Below are 17,202 nucleotides of genomic sequence, written 5' to 3' on the forward strand. Positions count from 1 at the left end.
CGCGCGAAGGGACACACCCGCTACAAGACCATGACCCTCGAAACCGGCGAATTCATACGCCGCTTCCTGCTCCATGTGTTACCCGCTGGCTTCCACCGGATCCGTCACTACGGACTGCTCGCCAACCCGGTGCGCCGCGCCAGACTCGCGAGGCTGCGCGATCTGCTGCACATCGCACCCGCGACCAGCCCATCACCCGACCACGCCATCATCGAAACCCGGCCCGTCTTTATCTGCCGGCACTGCGGCGCACCGATGATCGTCATCGACATCCTCGCGCGCAGCGCCCCGATGATCGTCATCGACATCCTCGCGCGCAGCGCCCCGATGATCGTCATCGACATCCTCGCGCGCAGCGCCCCGATCCGCGCACCGCCCATGCGCCGGAGTCAGACATGAACTCCACGGTTCCTCGATCTGCCTGTCGAACGTCGGCGCTGCGGCAACGCGGCCCGCGAACGGACGTTTGCGCGTGTCGCTACGCGAAGCGATTTGGCCGCCCCCGTCATCATCGCCAATGCACGACTGCACCGCTTCACTACGGCGTCAGCGCCCGTCCGGCACCCCGCCTGACCGTGCGGCATCCGACACCACCGAGCATCCCGGCCTATCAATCGCCATAGCCGTGAAGCCTCCAGCCGCATTGGGGCACTCCGTGGTTTCCTCCATCGGGTTTATTCGACGCCTGCCGACATGCGCGGAGGCAGGCACATTCTTGCGGCCGACGGCAGGCATCGAATAACCCTTAACGATCGGAGCCCGACAACGACCGGCTCAGGACGACCCTCAACCGCCGTTCGATCCGGCGCCACTTCAACGACGGCTTCCGAGGTCCAGCGGCCATCCGTGAGTCAGCGGCGGCCGGCAAGTACTCGGCCAGACCAGCCGTTCATACTGTCCCGCTTGCGGCCATTTCGTAACGACCTGTTCAAAACGCGGCGGACCGACGCCGTCGACATTCATGAGCAGTTCGGTTTTGCCGAAAGCGGACGTAAGAGTCAGGTCCGGTTGTAAGCGGCCTTGGCCATCATAGGTCAAGGCCCCTTGTTTAATGGCGGAAAATCGATTCGCAACAGAGACCGACGATATGCTTCCAAGGCCCGTTCGACAGCTCATGTGACGAAGTGCCCTGCTATCCAGTCGATGAAAACTCTCAACCGATTGCTTAAATATCGGTTGGGCGGATACACCACGTAGAACGGATACGGCGCAGGTGTCCAGTCCTCAAGAATCGGCACGATGTCACCTGCTTCGATATGCGATTGCGCCGTGTAGCTGAACGTCTGAATAATCCCGAGGCCCGCCAGACCCGCCGCAAAGTGTGCGTTGCTTTCGTTCACCCCGACGACATGGGGTACAGCAAGTTCGATTTTCTCTTTGCCGCGAGCGAAGTACATTGGCGTCGGTCGACCGGTTCGTGTCGATATGTAATTGACTATCGAATGGCCAGTTTCCAAATCGCCAGGCTTGCGTGGCACGCCGTGCTTTTCGAGGTAGCCGGGGGTTGCGCAAGTCACCCGCGGCGCGTTGCCAATCAATCTGGCAACCAGCGAGAGGTCACTAAGTTCGCCACCACGGATAACACAATCGACGTTGTCACTAATCAGGTCGACCTGTCGGTCGCTGACTCCGAAGTCAATGCTGATGTCCGGATATTTCGCGAGAAAGTCGGGAAGAGCGGGGATAACTACCAGGCGGGCAAACGTGCCCGCCGATGTCGACACGCAGGTGACCGCGCGGCTTGCCTTGCGCGGATTGGAAGCTTGAGTCGATGTCTTCCAGGCTTTGGAGGAGCGCAGCCGTTTTCTCATAGTAAGCCGCTCCGTCCGTGGTCACCGTGACCCGTCGCGTCGTACGAAGCAGTAGCTTCACGCCGAGGTGCTTTTCGAGGGTGCGCACGAGCTTGCTCACCGTTGCCAAGGGAATCTGCAGCGAGTCGGCCGCCTTCGTGAAGGTGCCGGCTTCTACCACACGGGCAAACGCCCGGATTGCGAGTAACTGGTCCAAAGATAGCGCCCCTTTGCGCACTTACCGATTTCGGGCTTCGACGATTAGCCGCGTTGATTATCTACCATAGTAGATAAAGCATTCGCATTTCGCTATTTTTTCTAATGATTCGCGGACCGTACATTGAGCCCCATGGTCACCGGCAATCGAGTAGAGGTCTACCGCTAGCTCTGAGGTCACCAGCGGTCGGGTAGAACCCTACCACCGCCTCACTAAACGAACTGGAGTCAATCATGACGACGCGCAAACTTGAAGGCAAAGTAGCTTTGGTAACTGGCGGTACGAGCGGTATTGGTCTGGCATCCGCGCAGGAATTCGCGGCGCAAGGCGCGAAGGTGTTCATCACCGGCCGCCGGCAGGCAGAACTCGACGCAGCGGTCGCGGCAATTGGCGACGCCGCGGTGGGCATTCGCGGCGACGCTTCGAATCTGGACGACCTGGACCGCGTGTACCAGGAAATCGCGGCAAAGGCCGCTCACCTCGACGTCCTCTTTGCGAACGCCGGCGGCGGCGACATGCTGCCGCTCGGCTCCATCACCGAAGAGCAGTTCGACCGGATTTTTTCCGTGAACGTCAAGGGTGTGCTGTTCACCGTTCAGAAGGCACTTCCACTTCTGCGCGATGGTAGCTCGGTGATTCTGATGGCGTCGACGACGTCGGTGAAGGGTACGGTCAATTTCAGCGTCTACAGCGCAAGCAAGGCCGCGGTGCGTAACTTCGCCCGCTCGTGGTTGCTCGACCTGAAACCCCGGAACATCCGCGTGAACGCAGTCAGCCCGGGACCGGTTCGCACGCCTGGCCTCGGCGAGCTCGTTCCCGCAGAGCATCGGGAAGGCCTGTTCGCACATCTGTCCTCGGTAGTGCCGATGGGGCGTTTGGGCGAACCCTCCGAAGTCGCGAAGGCCGTCACATTCCTCGCATCTGACGACAGCAGCTTCGTAAACGGCATCGAACTGTTTGTCGATGGCGGTACTGCACAAATTTAAGCCTTTTGCGTGGGTTCCGGAACGAGCTCGTGCGTCCCGGAAACCCACGGGACCATCACTGAGATCCCCATGATTACGCTACACACCTGGACCACGCCCAACGGGCGGAAGGTCTCGATTATGCTGGAAGAGCTTGGTATCGCGTATCAGGTCAATGCTGTGAACCTTGGCAAGAACGAACAGTTCGCACCCAAGTTTCTCGCGATCTCGCCGAACAACAAAATCCCTGCCATCACTGATCACTTGACCGACGGTAGTTCCCTATCTGTGTTCGAGAGCGGTGCGATTCTCACCTATCTGGCAGAAAAGCACGGCCGCTTTCTCGACGCTTCCGGTCCCGCCCGCTACAAGCAGTTGGAATGGCTGAACTGGCAAGTGGGCGGCCTGGGGCCGATGCTCGGTCAACTTGGCTTCTTCGAGAAGTTTTCGAAGGAAAAATCGGAATTGGCCAGTCGACGCTTCATCGCCGAAGCAGGCCGCCTGATGCTGGTTATGGAAGCGGCGTTGTCGAGGAATCACCACCTCGCCGGCGACGCATACTCAATCGCCGATATTGCGGCCTATCCGTGGGTGGTGACGGCCAATACGTTCCTGGCTGACGTGCTGTCCAAACACATGGCCGCAAAGGCCGCCTTGCAGGACTGGTTTGCACGCGTTGGCGCGCGCCCTGCAGTTCAACGCGGAATGGCAATTCCGGCCGTCTAAGGAAAAATCGTGGCAACACACACAGAGCCAGCCGGACTGAACCCAATGAAAGAAGCAAAGGTCAGCTCCCTTGCCTTCATGCTCGGCGGCCTCGCGCTTGTGGGACCGCTCTCGGTCGATGCGTATCTGCCTGCGTTCTCCCAAATCGAACGTTCATTTAACGTGGGAGCGCATCAGGTCCAGTTCACGCTCACGACCTATCTGTTCGCCTTCGCAATCATGAGCCTGTGGCACGGCGCGTTGTCGGACGCATTGGGTCGCCGCAACGTCGTTCTGGGCTCGCTCGCAGTTTTCTCGATTGCGTCACTGGGTTGTGCAGCGGCGCCCGACCTCAACTGGCTCTGGGTTTTCCGGGTTCTTCAAGGCGTCTCAGCCGGCGCCGGGACCGTGGTAGGTCGGGCCATCATCCGCGACCTCCATGCCGGCCCGCTCGCCGCACGCCTGTTATCACTTGTCAGCATGATTTTTTCGCTGTCGCCAGCGGTCGCTCCGGTAATTGGCGGCTGGATTGTCACCAATTTTCAATGGCGAGCAATCTTTGTCTTTTTGTTCGTCTACACAGCATCGCTCCTGATGTACTGCTTCCGGTACCTCACCGAGTCCTTATCATTCGAAAACCGACGTCCGCTCGAACCGAAAAGACTGCTGAGCGACTATCGACGAGTTTTCGCATCGCCCACGTTCCAGCGCGGTGCCGGTGCGATTGCGTTTAACTTCGCGGGCCTTTTCCTTTATGTCGCAGCCGCACCGGTTTTTCTCGGTACACACCTGGGTTTGAGCTCCGAGGGCTTTGCATGGGAATTCATGCCGTTGGTCGCCGGCATCTTTCTCGGTTCGCTCGGTGCTGAGCGCATGGCCGGAAAGGTCTCGCAGGGTACACAGATTGCATCAGGCTTTGCAATCATGATGGCCTCGAGTGTCGCCAACGTCGCCTTTCATACAGTTCACGCACCAGCATTGCCCTGGTCCATAGCGCCGCTCCTCTTTTACTCGTTTGGCATGTCGGTTATCGCACCCAGCATAACGTTAATGGTGCTGGACCTGTTTCCTAATATAAGGGGCCTCGTCGCTTCCTGTCAGGCGTTCACGATGGTTCTGCTCGCAGCGCTGGTAACGGGTTTCGTCGCGCCGGCGCTCGATAGGTCAGTACTTTGGCTTGCTGCGGGTCAGATGGCTTTTGGACTTGTTGGTCTTGGGCTATGGATCTTGGAGTTGGGAGCAGTTGCAGAAAGCAACTTATCTCCGCACTAGATACTGTTGGATAGCGGATCGACACGCAGCTACAACGCTTGTGCGGCTGATTAGTGTTGGATTCGGCGAACGACAGGCTGGAGGGCATCGACCAGAGAAGGACCGCTGTCAGGGCGAATCCGACGTTCAAATGTCCCCGCGAAAGGGTGAGCGAACGTCCGTAGATGAGAACAAGAACTGACGCGGGAAAGGCCGTCGTGATCGCCATGCCGATGATCGACGGACGCATATTTCGGCCAATCGTGAACCACAGCACGCGCGCGAGAACCTGTGCGGGACCAATGACGGCCATCGTGGTCAGGATCAGTGCTGGCGACACCCGCCGTTCCGCCATGAGCAGTACCAGGTGGAAGGTTAGTGCTGCAAATGTCGCGTAATAGGCGGTGAAGCACACAGCCAGCGCCCAGAATGTCGGGGTCCGTAGGGCGCGCCCGGTTGCCGCCGCATTGGTTGCCTTCAGTGCGGCCTTGTAATCCCTATCGTCTTCGCGGGGCGTATCGCGACCGATTGCAAAGATGTGGATGGGTAGGCAGATCGCCAGATTAAACCCGGCCAGCGCGAGAAGCGCGTCTCGCCATTGGAGACGGTCAACCAGAACCTGCGTCAATGGGATAAAGACAGTACTGGCGAAGCCGGCCACCAGTGTGACCAACGTAATCTTTGTGCGAAAACTACGAGGAAAGTCCCGTGTGATCACTGCGAAAACCGGATCGTATAGCGTCGCGGCCATTGCGACACCGAGGCCGATCCAGACGACGAATAGCGTTATGAGGCTATGTGCTTGCGACCACAGCGCCAGCATCGCCGCGGCCAGCACGGTCCCGCAGACCATGACGCGCCGGCCGTGACCGTGATCGATCCACGTTCCGACCGGGTAAGCCGCCAACCCTGAAATCAGCAGGCCGACCGAGAGGGCCGTGTTAGTCGCCGTCCGGCTCCATCCCAGCGCACCTTCCATCGGCACAACAAAAAGCGAGAACGCGTAATAGATCGAGCCCCAGGAGACGAGCTGCGCAACTGCGAGCGCCCATGTCGCGATAGCTCCCCGGCCGCCGCCGCTGTCACTCCGTTTCGTCGTCGTCAGTGTCAGCATTGGCGGTCACTGTTTCCTGATTCATGGCGGCGGCTGCCAGTCTCATTGCAAGCTCCGGGTGCGCTTCTTTCCGCTCACTGTAGCGATCGGTCAGGTAGTCGGACCGATCACGCACCAGCAGCGTGAACTTGTACAGTTCCTCCATCACGTCGACGACGCGATCGTAATATGCGGATGGTTTCATCCGGCCGTGTACATCGAACTCCTGCCAGGCTTTTGCCACTGACGACTGATTCGGGATGGTCACCATACGCATCCACCGGCCGAGAATGCGCAGCGCGTTTACGGCGTTGAACGATTGCGAACCGCCGCAGACTTGCATTACCGCAAGCGTGCGACCTTGCGTTGGACGAACGCCGCCGCTTTCAAGTGGTAGCCAGTCGATCTGATTCTTTAATACTGCCGTCAGGGTTCCGTGACGTTCCGGGCTGCACCAGACTTGCCCCTCCGACCACTCCGAGAGTTTGCGCAGTTCGACCACCTTTGGATGATCGGCCGGCACGCTGTCCACAAGCGGCAAGCCGTGCGGATCGAATACCCGCGTGTCCGCGCCGAAATGACGCAGGATGCGTTCGGCTTCGAGCGTGAGAAGCTGGCTGTATGAGGTCGAGCGCAACGAGCCGAACAGCAAAAGGATTCGCGCGGCGTGTTGCGAAACAGTGCGCGGTTCGAGCTTCTGCAGATCAGGCGTGTCGAGGTGCGGGGCGCTGACGTTCGGAATGTCCTGCGTCATTAGAGAAGCCTCCTTCCTTCACTATCGACGATCTGCTCGCCATCCTCTTTCGTGAATGAGCCTTTCTGCTGAGCGGGCAGGATGTTGAGCACCAGCTCGGAGGGCCGACACAGGCGCACGCCAAGCGGCGTGACGACAAACGGGCGGTTAATGAGGATCGGATGGTCCATCATTGCGTCGAGCAACTGCTCATCGCTCAGGGACGTATCCGCAAGCCCGAGTTCGGCATACGGCGTGCCCTTCTCGCGCAACGTGGCGCGCACGGTGAGGCCCGCGCGTTCGATCAGGTCCTTCAGCGTGGCTCGATCGGGCGCGCTCTTCAGATACTCGATGATCTCCGGCTCGATGCCGGCATTGCGAATCATTGCCAGCGTATTGCGCGAGGTGCCGCAATCCGGGTTGTGATAGATCGTAACGCTCATATACGTTGTCCTTTAACGCTGTGTTTTTGCCTCGTACCAGTGCTGCGAACGATTGACGACGCCGACCACCAGCAGCATCACCGGTACCTCGATCAGCACGCCGACCACCGTGGCAAGCGCCGCACCCGAATGAAATCCAAACAGGCTGATCGCCGTGGCCACCGCAAGCTCGAAGAAATTGCTTGCGCCGATCAGACTCGACGGACCTGCGACGCAATGCGCGACGCCAAGCCGGCGATTGAGCAGATAGGCGAGGCCGGAATTGAAGAACACCTGAATCAGAATCGGCACGGCGAGCATCGCGATGACCAGTGGTTCCTTGACTATTGCCTGCCCCTGGAAGGCGAACAACAACACGAGAGTCGCGAGCAATGCACTGATCGAATAGGGACCGAGACGAGCAACCGCCTGCCGGAAATGCGCGTCACCCTTGGTAAGCAGCTTCCGCCGCAGCAGTTGCGCGAGGATGACTGGAATAACGATGTACAGGCCAACCGAGATGATCAGCGTATCCCACGGCACCGTGATGGCTGACAGGCCGAGCAGCAGCGCGACGAGCGGCGCGAAGGCCACGATCATGATGGAATCGTTGAGCGCCACTTGCGATAGCGTGAAATACGGATCGCCCTTGCAGAGTTGCGACCATACGAACACCATGGCCGTGCAGGGAGCGGCGGCCAGCAGGATCAAGCCGGCGATATAGCTGTCGAGCTGGTCGGCAGGAAGCCACGGCGCGAATACGTGACGGATGAAGATCCAGCCGAGTAATGCCATCGAGAACGGTTTGACGAACCAGTTCACGAACAGAGTAACGCCGATGCCGCGCCATTGGCTCTTAACCTGGGTCATCGCGGCAAAATCGATCTTGACCAGCATCGGGATGATCATCACCCAGATCAGCACACCGACCGGAAGATTGAGGTGCGCCACTTCCATGCTGCCGATCGCCTGAAAGACTTGAGGAAGCACCTGTCCGACCAGGATGCCGCCAACGATGCAGAGCGCGACCCAGACGGTCAGGTAACGCTCAAAGAATCCAATCGCTGGCCGTGCGTCGCCGATCGCTGTGTCAGTGCTGCTCATTTGATTCCTCTACGGGTTTCTCACCGATCGCACGCATCTCACGCTGGATCGCGTTTCGGTCCAGCACGTGCAGCGGCAGGTTCACGAACTGGCTCACCCGGGTCATGATCTGCCGATAGACCTTATTGAAGACTTTTAGCTTCTCGTCGTCGCTACCTTCAAACGCGGCCGGGTCCTCGAAACCCCAATGCGCCGTCATCGGGCGTCCCGGCCAGATCGGACAAACTTCGCCCGCAGCCTGGTCGCACACCGTGATAATGAAGTCCATGTGCGGGGCGTCAGGGGTAGCAAACTCATCCCAGCTCTTGCTACGCAGCTTCGCGGTGTCGTAACCCAGCGCATCGCAGCGCTCGACGGCGAACGGGTTCACGACCCCGGAAGGGTGACTGCCCGCGCTATACGCCTGAAACTTGCCCTTTCCCAGCACGTTGAATAGCGCTTCTGCCATGACGCTGCGCGAGCTGTTGCCCGTGCAGAGAATGAGAATCGAGCACGGTTTGTCGCTCACGGGCGGCTCCGGAAGGTCACGATGGGTTTAATTAGTCGGCGTGCAGCATGCGGCCGACGATTGAGGATGTGTTTGCGTTTGCTCGCGCGAGTGACCGTAGACCGGCGCGGCTTCGAGGGTTCGAAACGTTTCCCATGCGACGCCTTGCGGATCAATCGTCCATGCCTTGTCCGACCGCGCATAGCAACAGGTCGTGCCCGTCTGGGCCTGTACCGGCAGTTCAGCAGCGGCGAAGCGCGCATTCATTTCGGCCAGCTCGGCATCGGTTTCGACCTGAATGCCGATGTGATCGACACCTGGTTTTGCACCACGCTGCGAAATCGCGAAATTCACGGCAGGATCTGAGAGTTCCCATTTGCAGTAGTCACTCTTGCGAATGGTGGGCTCGGTGTTGCCGAACATGGCGCTGTAGAACCGAATACTGTCGCTCAGATTTTCGACTGCGACATGGATATGCATACGCTTCATGGTGTGTCTCCGCAGCAGTTGGGGAGATCGCTCGCGACACAGGTTGCGCCCGCGCAGCAGTTCTCCGTCAGGAAACCAATCAGGCCCGTCATGGCGTCGAAATTCGCCGTGTAGATCACGAAACGCCCCTGCTGTCGCGGCTTCACCAGGTCAGCATGCGACAGGTCCTTCAGGTGGAACGAAAGGCCTGAAGGCGATAGCCCCATCTGCTGCGCGATTTCACCGGCAGCCATGCCATCTGGGCCTGCGACGACCAGCAGGCGGAAGATCGCAAGGCGCGATTCGTGGGCAAGCGCGCTCAGGGCGCGTACAACGAGGTTTGAGTCCATGCCCGGAACGATAGATCATTCGTTTTAATATTTCAAGTATTATTGAAATGAAGCGCTGGGTGCCGCTGATCCGGGGCGTGTCACCTGCGTTGCGCTGCGGTTCGACGGGGTAGAACACGCCATGCCCGTCCGATAATTGGTGCAGCAAAATCAGCTCTTGTCCACCTGTCAGCCATGGAGGCTCTTATGCGACTACGCATCGCGACCCCTGACGATGCTGCGGCGATCGCCACGATTTACGCCCCTGTAGTAACGGACACTGCAATCGCTTTCGAACTTGAACCACCGACAGCGGATGAGATGCGCCGGCGATTAATCGGGACATTGGGACGATTCCCGTGGCTGGTCAGTCTGGATGATGTGGGTCTAGTGAGTGGTTATGCCTATGCCGGCGCGCATCGTGAGAGGGCCGCCTATCAATGGTCAGTCGATATGACGGTCTATGTCCGGGCTGCCAGTCGAGGGCGGGGTGTCGGGCGCGGACTGTACGAAGCCTTGCTGGAGGAGCTAACGAAACTCGGTTACGCGCAGGCGTTCGCAGGCATTGCACTGCCGAACGACGCGAGTGTCGCGCTGCATGAAGCGGTTGGATTCGAACATATCGGCGTCTATGAAAAGGTCGGATTCAAGCTCGGTGCATGGCGCGACGTCGGTTGGTGGCAAAAGACGCTGTGTTCTTACGCGAGTGAACCTGTCGCGCCGAAAGCATTCGACGCAACCGGCAATTTCTGAATGCTTCGATTGGGTATCAAGAAGATATCAACTCGGCCAAGTACGCGAGGGACGCGTAATTTCATGCTGTCGGAATCCAATTTCGCTACTGTCGAGGAACCGCTCCGAGCGTCTGCTTTGCGACCAGCTTGAGACAACGCTCTTTGAAACTGATTTCTGTTCCTTGCGAATAATCACTTGAACGCACTACGAGGATCTCCGGTGTGGCAGGTCAGTAGCCATGCTAATCATTGTGACGCGTTCTTGTCGGCCGCACCTTGCCGCCACCCGAACCTCTCATCGCGCAAACGGTCTATATTGAAATATCACCCTTAATTTTTGGGGGATCTCAAATGACCGCTACGCAATCAGGGGCGATGCCCCTCTCCGATGAGGACGCCCGCCGCCAGTTGCGCCGCGCCGTCATCGCAAGCACGATTGGTACCACGATCGAATGGTATGACTTCTTCCTCTACAGTACGGTCACCGGTCTGATTTTCGCAAAGCTGTATTTTCCGGGATCGGATCCACTGGTCGGCACACTGCAAGCTTTTCTGATCTACGCCGTCGGCTTTATAGCGAGACCGGTTGGTGCGGCCATTTTCGGCCATTACGGCGATCGCATCGGACGCAAGGCCACGCTGATCGTGACGCTTCTACTGATGGGACTCGCCACGTTTGCCGTGGCCTTTGTTCCTACCTATGCGACGATCGGCATCTGGGGCGCCGTCGCGCTCACGGTGCTGCGCTTCATTCAGGGGGTGGGTGTCGGCGGCGAATGGGGCGGCTCGGTCCTGATGTCGATGGAGTGGGCCCGCACCAACGCTCATCGCGGCTTCGTTGCCTCCTGGCCGCAGTTCGGGGTGCCGGCGGGATTGTTCCTCGCCAACCTTGCAGTGCTGGCCATGAGTCAGATCTCCGGCAGCGGTTTCCTCACGTGGGGCTGGCGCGTACCTTTCTTCCTCAGTATCGTCTTGGTCGCGATCGGCCTCTACATACGCCTGAATATTCTCGAGACGCCGATCTTCGCGCGGCTCCTGGCTGAGCGCAAAATCGAGAAGACGCCGATGCTCGAGGTGTTGCGCCGCCAGCCGAAAGACATCCTTCTCTCGGCCTTTGCACGCATGGCCGAACAGGCACCTTTCTATATTTTCACGGCGTTCGTCTTCACCTATGGCGTCACGACACTGGGCGTGTCACGCGACCTGTTGCTGATGGCGGTGCTGGCGGCTTCCGTGCTGGAATTCTTCACCATCCCGTTCTTTGGCCACGTGTCAGATCTGATCGGGCGACGGCGGATGTATATGATCGGTGCCGCCGTCGTGGGCGTATTCGGCTTCCTCTATTTTGCAATGGTCGACACCAAGGATCCGATGTGGATCTTCGCCGCCATCGTGCTCTCGCTGGTACCGCATTCGATGTTGTACGGTCCCCAGGCCGCTTTGATCGCTGAATCCTTCACGGGACGGTTGCGTTACAGCGGTGCGTCAATGGGCTACCAGTTGGCTTCGATCATTGCCGGCGGCCCTGCACCGCTGATTGCGACCGCGCTTTTTGCTTACTACCATTCGGGCTATGCGATCGCGGGCTATATCTTGGTGTGCGCGGTGCTCAGCCTGTTCGCCGCTTCGCAGCTGGGCGACTACACGAACAAGGACATCTCGCGGGAATACGACGAAGCGCGAACGATGGACGATAGCGGACACGCCACCCCGGCCGCATGATCAATCATGCTTGTCGCCGCTTCCGTCAACACGACGAAGTAAGTGGGTCAGGCCGGGTTCAGCACGGCCGCATGGTGGCGTTGACGCGGCGGCCAACGAGCACGGTCCTGTCATGCACGTTGGCGAAGACATCGGCCTCCGCCACGATGTTGTGCGCTCGGATCATTCTCGGCAGGCTGGGGGTCCGCAGGGCTCGTCGCGGAGTTGCTCTGCAGAGAAAGGCTAACTCGGCGATTGCATTTTGCGGCCTGATCCCATCGGTCGCGTTGGCTTCTTAATCATTAGCTTGTTAATAGCATGCACGCGGCGCCAACATGCACAATTCTCCAAACGCCCTGTCGCTCGGCGCCCCCGCGCAAGAACTTGGATGCGCCATCGAAATCTGTCGGACCGTCGTTGCTTTTCAGTCCCCCGTTTCCTAATCTGATCGGACAGGCTTGGGTCGACGAAGTCGGCTAGCCGTCATGCACTCTATTGGGGGTCCGAAGTGTCCTTTGATCGAACTGAGACAGCCGTGGTTTTCATCGACCCGCAAGTCGATGTTTTAAGCAAAAACGGCAAGAATTGGGGCGCGGTGGGAGCAAGCGTGACAGAGAACAAGACGGTAGAAAACATGCTGCGAATCTTCAAGGCGGCAAAGTCCGCGAAGTTCGCGGTCTTTATCTCGCCACACTACTTTTTCCCGACTGATCGAGTATGGAAATTCAATGGACCGTTGGAGGCGGATGAATTCGCTACCGGCACGTTTGCGCGTAGTGGTCAGTTGAGTCTGGAAGGTTTTGAAGGCTCCGGCGCTGACTGGCTCGACGAATTCAAACCTTACATCAACGACGGTGAGACGGTTGTTGTGAGTCCGCACAAGGTCTTCGGACCGCAAACCAACGATCTCGTCCTTCAACTACGCAAGCGAGGAGTGAGAAAGGTGGTACTGGGAGGCATGCTCGCCAATATGTGCGTGGAGTCACATCTGCGTGATCTGCTCGAACAGGGATTCGAGGTACATGTAGTTAGCGATGCCACTGCCGGACCGCGTCATCCCGTTTGGGGCGACGGATATAAGGCGGCGATGATCAACTACGCGTTTCTCGCGCACGGCGTCGTGACTACCGACGAAGTAGTGGCTTCAATGGGATGACGCGCAAGTAAGATCGGTTGACAGCCGAATAGACTCTCGGCCTGAAAGGCGCGTTTGCCCAGTTGATACGTCCCAGCAGGTTTCCAGAACGGATCGCCGACGGTCTACCTATCCCGTGGCAATGTCTCACGGCGCACGAGTTCACGCCCGTGGTTCATTTTTCTTTGACAGGTTGCCTTAGTAAGGAGAATGACGATGAACACGGTTACGACCAAAGACGGCATTCAGATCTTCTACAAGGACTGGGGAACAGGGCAGCCCATAGTTTTCTCACACGGATGGCCACTGAGCGCCGACGATTGGGACGCCCAGATGATGTTCTTCCTGAACCTCGGCTTCCGTGTCATTGCGCACGACCGTCGTGGTCACGGACGGTCAACGCAGACGGCCGACGGTCATGATATGGATCACTATGCCGATGATCTTGCAGCCGTTACCGGGCATCTTGACCTTAAAAATGCAATCCACGTTGGCCACTCAACCGGGGGCGGTGAGGTCGTTCGGTATCTCGCGCGTCACGGCGAGAGCCGCGTAGCCAAGGCGGTGCTGATCAGTGCCGTGCCGCCGCTCATGGTTAAGACAGCTAATAACCCGGAAGGTGTTCCCAAGGATGTTTTTGACGGATTTCAAGCGCAGGTTGCCAGCAACCGCTCACAATTCTACCGGGATGTCGCTGCCGGGCCGTTCTACGGTTATAACCGTCCAGGGGCCAAGCCGTCCGAAGGCGTGATCATGAACTGGTGGCGTCAGGGAATGGAGGGCGGAGCAAAAGCGCACTACGACGGGATCGTGGCCTTTTCCCAGACGGATTTCACCGAAGACCTGAAGAAGATCACAGTCCCAACGTTAGTGATGCACGGCGACGACGATCAAATCGTACCTTATGCCGACTCTGGGCCGTTGAGCGCGAAATTGCTGCAGAACGGCACCTTGAAAACCTATAAGGGCTTCCCGCACGGCATGCCCACCACGCAAGCCGATACGATCAATGCGGATCTCCTCGCCTTCATTAATTCCTGAATCGTCGGGCATCCCTGTGTGCTGGGTCGAGCAACCACTGATCTACCTCGGAAGCGGCCATTGCCTTCAATTCCGTTTGGCCGTCCGCTGTGGGTCGGCTAGGAGCATTCGATTTTCTCGACAGGGGCCATGAGATTGTCATGAGCACATCAATCGGCACGGGTCCGTCGCGGGCACCGGGGAACAAAGGGAGGCGCGAGGTCGCAACCACCTGCCAGCCAAGATGACAGTATTCCTGCGCCCGGGACGCGTGCAGCGAGGAAAGATGACTTCTAAGATGACAATGCGTCATCGCAACACGCGGATCCCGACGGCTAGAAATGATGCTCAATACCGAACTGGATACCCTTGACCGGCGCGCCCGCATAGTCGACCGGCACGCCGGCAACGACCGCCCCGTTCAACGTAAATTTCGCAGCACGCCGATTGCGCAGATAGCCGCCATCGATATAGAGAAACGTGCGCTTCGACAGGTAATGCTGGTACTCGGCACCGAACTGGTCCGCGTCGTCGTGCGCAGCCGTCGTGTCGTCGAGGTAGGTGTAGCCAAGCGAGATCGCGTCGAACGCTGTCAGCTCATAGCGGGCCGACACACCCATGTCATTCCTCGCGAGTGTCGCGGCGGACGTCGCATGCTCGATTGCCGCGTAGAGACGCAGTCCGCCGAAGCCGTACGACAGTCCGCAGAACAACGCGCGGGTCGGGCTCGTGCCAGGATTGTGGACCCACTGATACCCTCCCTCGGTCTGCAGCGGGCCGCCGTCGTCGTATTCGAAAGCGAGGTGGTAGCCGCCGATTCCGCTCGCCGCTGCGCTCGACGGATCGCGCAACGACACCATCGCCTGGAAACTCCAGCCGCGAAACAACGGCGAGTCGTAGCGGATCGAATTCGCCGCGCGCGGTACGATCGTCAGGAAATTGTTGAAACCGGAGGCCATCAAGGCCACGCAGAACGCATCGAGCCTGCACGCGACGACGTTGTAGAGCGGCGAGTGTTGCAGGCCAAAGCGAAGCGATCCGAACGGACCGGCGAGTCCGATCCATGCCTGCCGGCTGAATGCGTCTGCCGCGTTCGCGGCAGCGCCGTTCACGGCGGAAAAGCCATTCTCGAGCTGGAACTCGATCGCGTAGCCGGCACCGATCGCCTCGCTTCCCTTCAGCCCGTATTGCGTACCGATCTGGCTTCCCGAATCCATTCGGATCGTTGTATGAGTCCCGGTATTCGTGATCTCGACGCTTGTGTCGACGATTCCATACAGGGTGACGGTCGATTGCCCGCGGGCGTCGTCGGCGATCACCAACGACACGCCACAAAGGACTAGCACCCGGCACGCGCGCGCGCCGCGGCGGACCGGGCGCCCGTGAGCGGCCCGGCCGATCTGCATTCCGTGGCTCATTCGTCGCTGTCTCCATGCGAGCCGCCGACTCGTGCGGCAGCTCGGTATATTTCGTAATCCGAATTTTTATGCCGGAAGATCCAGAGAGTCACGCTTGATCTTCCGGCTCGGTGGCCGGCTCAGTCGACAAGTGCGGGGGGCATCGTTCGGTGTTACGGCGTTAAGTCTACGGCGAGATTTCCTCGAGCCGCTTTCCCGCTGTCTCCGGTGCAAGAGTCACGACGATCGCGCCGACCACGAATGCGACCGTGCCGAACACCAGAAACACGTTGTTCAAATCGGTCTTCACGACCATTCCGATGAACGCCGGCCCGATCATCGACGCGGCGCGGCACCATGCAGTCGCCATCCCCATGCCTTGAGCGCGCGCGCGGGTCGGATAGCATTCCGGTGTGTACAGGTAGACGCAGAGCGCCGACAGCGTCGCGAAAAAATACGCGGCGCTGACGACCACGACGAACATCATGAGATCGCGAATCCCCATCGCGTAGAGCCACGCGAACGACGCCGCGCAGCCGACGAACGACAGAATGAAGATCGGCCGCCGCCCAATCACGTCTACCGTAAAGATGCACAGAAACACGGCGGCAACCCCACACGCGTTGGTGATCAGCGCGTAATGCAGCGCATCGTCGAGCCCGAGCCCGAAGACACTGCGGTAAAGCGTCGGCATCCACGTGCCGAGACCGTAGTAGACGATGAACGCGCCAAACCAGATCGCCCAGAGCGCGAGCGTGCGCGACAGATACGGCGCCGCGAAGTAGTCGCGCCAACTGTTCTTCGGCTCGATGCGCGGCGGAAGCGCGACGACAGGCGGCAGATCCCGGCCGGTTGCCTTCACGATCGCCGCCTCGATTCGCGCGGTCGCTGCCTGCGCCTCATGCATCCGGCCGCGGGATGCGAGCCAGCGCGGCGATTCCGGAAGCATACGGCGGAGCACGGGCACGATCACGATCGGTAGCGCGCCGATGAAGAACATCCATTCCCAGCCGAGGCGCGGCACAACCAACGTGCCGATGACACCGCTCAGGAACACACCCACCGAGAAGATGAATTCATACAGCAGGAGAAACCGGCCGCGCGTCTTCGCGCGCGTGATCTCGCTGATGTAGACGGCTGCGGCGGGCACCTCGCCGCCAAGCCCGAAACCCTGCACGAAGCGTCCGGCGACGAGCGTCGAATACTGGCTCGCCAGCCCGCAGACGACGCTCGTCACCGCGAAGATCAGGATGGCTATCTGAATCGTGCGGAGTCGGCCAATACGTCCGGCGAGCCAGCCGAAGAAGATCGCACCCAGCAGCTGGCCACCATAGCCGGCCGCGATCAGCCAGCCGACGTCGGCCGAACTGAGTTTCCACAGAGGCACGAGCGCAGGCAGCACCTGTGCGATCGTGAGCGCGTCGAACGCGTCGAAAAACGTTGCGACGCCCAGCATCAGCCGGGCTTTCGCGTGCCACGAACAGATCGGCAGGCGTTCGAGTCTCGCCGCCAGTGCGTCGGCATTGCTTCGCTGCGTGACCTCCCCGGCCTGCGTGTCAGCAGCAAGCGGATTGCCGCTCATTGTGCCCGGCTCCATGCATGTCTCCTGAATCGTTATCGGTTGCGCTGCGAAGCGCGCGCCGGCGAAGCG

General features: G+C 59.4%; 16 protein-coding genes and 2 pseudogenes. 8 read left to right on the forward strand and 10 right to left on the reverse strand.

What is annotated here, in order from left to right:
* Positions 1-399: transposase (locus tag P3T40_RS37980; protein ID WP_429272839.1), on the forward strand; the 399-nt coding region annotated here is incomplete at its 5' end.
* 713 nt (positions 400-1,112) lie between these two features.
* Here P3T40_RS37980 and P3T40_RS37985 read toward each other — a convergent pair.
* Positions 1,113-2,007, reverse strand: a pseudogene (locus P3T40_RS37985) (LysR substrate-binding domain-containing protein).
* Positions 2,008-2,240: 233 nt separating this feature from the next.
* Between P3T40_RS37985 and P3T40_RS37990 the strand changes: the two are divergent.
* The 3 genes and pseudogenes from P3T40_RS37990 to P3T40_RS38000 form a co-directional block, all read left to right on the forward strand.
* Positions 2,241-2,993, forward strand: coding sequence for an SDR family NAD(P)-dependent oxidoreductase (locus P3T40_RS37990; protein WP_429272840.1), 753 nt, complete (start codon positions 2,241-2,243; stop codon positions 2,991-2,993).
* Positions 2,994-3,002: 9 nt separating this feature from the next.
* On the forward strand, positions 3,003-3,698 hold the full coding sequence (locus P3T40_RS37995; protein WP_429272841.1) for a glutathione S-transferase family protein: 696 nt from the start codon (positions 3,003-3,005) through the stop codon (positions 3,696-3,698).
* 78 nt (positions 3,699-3,776) lie between these two features.
* Positions 3,777-4,808: pseudogene (locus P3T40_RS38000) on the forward strand (multidrug effflux MFS transporter); the annotation flags it as partial.
* Here P3T40_RS38000 and P3T40_RS38005 read toward each other — a convergent pair.
* From P3T40_RS38005 to P3T40_RS38035, 7 genes are read right to left on the reverse strand one after another with little or no spacing between them, the layout of a single operon-like run.
* A complete protein-coding gene (locus P3T40_RS38005) occupies positions 4,783-6,042 on the reverse strand; it encodes an MFS transporter (protein ID WP_429272842.1) in 1,260 nt (419 codons plus the stop codon). The pseudogene P3T40_RS38000 and the gene P3T40_RS38005 sit on opposite strands and share 26 nt — an antisense overlap.
* Positions 6,011-6,775 (reverse strand): arsenical resistance protein ArsH, encoded by a 765-nt coding sequence (arsH, locus tag P3T40_RS38010; RefSeq protein ID WP_429272843.1) that lies wholly within the window; start codon positions 6,773-6,775, stop codon positions 6,011-6,013. The genes P3T40_RS38005 and arsH overlap by 32 nt, the downstream gene beginning before the upstream one ends.
* Positions 6,775-7,197 (reverse strand): arsenate reductase (glutaredoxin), encoded by a 423-nt coding sequence (gene arsC / locus P3T40_RS38015; RefSeq protein ID WP_429272844.1) that lies wholly within the window; start codon positions 7,195-7,197, stop codon positions 6,775-6,777. Before arsC ends, arsH begins: the two co-directional genes overlap by 1 nt.
* A 12-nt stretch (positions 7,198-7,209) precedes the next feature.
* Positions 7,210-8,280 (reverse strand): ACR3 family arsenite efflux transporter, encoded by a 1,071-nt coding sequence (gene arsB / locus P3T40_RS38020; protein WP_429272845.1) that lies wholly within the window; start codon positions 8,278-8,280, stop codon positions 7,210-7,212.
* Positions 8,267-8,788 carry an arsenate reductase ArsC gene (locus P3T40_RS38025; protein ID WP_429272846.1) on the reverse strand — a complete coding sequence of 174 codons (522 nt, stop codon included), beginning with the start codon at positions 8,786-8,788 and terminating at the stop codon, positions 8,267-8,269. Before P3T40_RS38025 ends, arsB begins: the two co-directional genes overlap by 14 nt.
* A gap of 27 nt (positions 8,789-8,815) precedes the next feature.
* Positions 8,816-9,256, reverse strand: a complete 441-nt coding sequence (locus P3T40_RS38030) for an ArsI/CadI family heavy metal resistance metalloenzyme (protein ID WP_429272847.1) — start codon at positions 9,254-9,256, stop codon at positions 8,816-8,818.
* Positions 9,253-9,585, reverse strand: a complete 333-nt coding sequence (locus tag P3T40_RS38035) for an ArsR/SmtB family transcription factor (RefSeq protein WP_429272848.1) — start codon at positions 9,583-9,585, stop codon at positions 9,253-9,255. The genes P3T40_RS38030 and P3T40_RS38035 overlap by 4 nt, the downstream gene beginning before the upstream one ends.
* Before the next feature lie 186 nt (positions 9,586-9,771).
* Here P3T40_RS38035 and P3T40_RS38040 point away from each other — a divergent pair, with 186 nt between their 5' ends.
* The 4 genes from P3T40_RS38040 (at position 9,772) to P3T40_RS38055 (ending at position 14,175) form a co-directional block, all read left to right on the forward strand.
* Positions 9,772-10,317 (forward strand): arsinothricin resistance N-acetyltransferase ArsN1 family B, encoded by a 546-nt coding sequence (locus tag P3T40_RS38040; protein WP_429272849.1) that lies wholly within the window; start codon positions 9,772-9,774, stop codon positions 10,315-10,317.
* 332 nt (positions 10,318-10,649) lie between these two features.
* Positions 10,650-12,020 carry an MFS transporter gene (locus P3T40_RS38045; RefSeq protein WP_429272894.1) on the forward strand — a complete coding sequence of 457 codons (1,371 nt, stop codon included), beginning with the start codon at positions 10,650-10,652 and terminating at the stop codon, positions 12,018-12,020.
* 487 nt (positions 12,021-12,507) lie between these two features.
* The gene (locus tag P3T40_RS38050; RefSeq protein ID WP_429272850.1) at positions 12,508-13,155 is read left to right on the forward strand and encodes a cysteine hydrolase; all 648 of its coding nucleotides are present in this window, start codon (positions 12,508-12,510) and stop codon (positions 13,153-13,155) included.
* A gap of 195 nt (positions 13,156-13,350) precedes the next feature.
* Positions 13,351-14,175 carry an alpha/beta fold hydrolase gene (locus P3T40_RS38055; RefSeq protein ID WP_429272851.1) on the forward strand — a complete coding sequence of 275 codons (825 nt, stop codon included), beginning with the start codon at positions 13,351-13,353 and terminating at the stop codon, positions 14,173-14,175.
* A 314-nt stretch (positions 14,176-14,489) separates the two neighbouring features.
* Here P3T40_RS38055 and P3T40_RS38060 read toward each other — a convergent pair whose 3' ends face one another.
* Complete coding sequence (locus P3T40_RS38060) at positions 14,490-15,572, reverse strand: porin (protein ID WP_429272852.1); 1,083 nt, start codon at positions 15,570-15,572, stop codon at positions 14,490-14,492.
* Between the two features lie 166 nt (positions 15,573-15,738).
* The gene (locus P3T40_RS38065; RefSeq protein WP_429272853.1) at positions 15,739-17,148 is read right to left on the reverse strand and encodes an MFS transporter; all 1,410 of its coding nucleotides are present in this window, start codon (positions 17,146-17,148) and stop codon (positions 15,739-15,741) included.
* Between the last annotated feature and the right edge of the window lie 54 nt (positions 17,149-17,202).

It is taken from the genome of Paraburkholderia sp. EB58, from assembly GCF_050436665.1.
Taxonomy (GTDB): domain Bacteria; phylum Pseudomonadota; class Gammaproteobacteria; order Burkholderiales; family Burkholderiaceae; genus Paraburkholderia.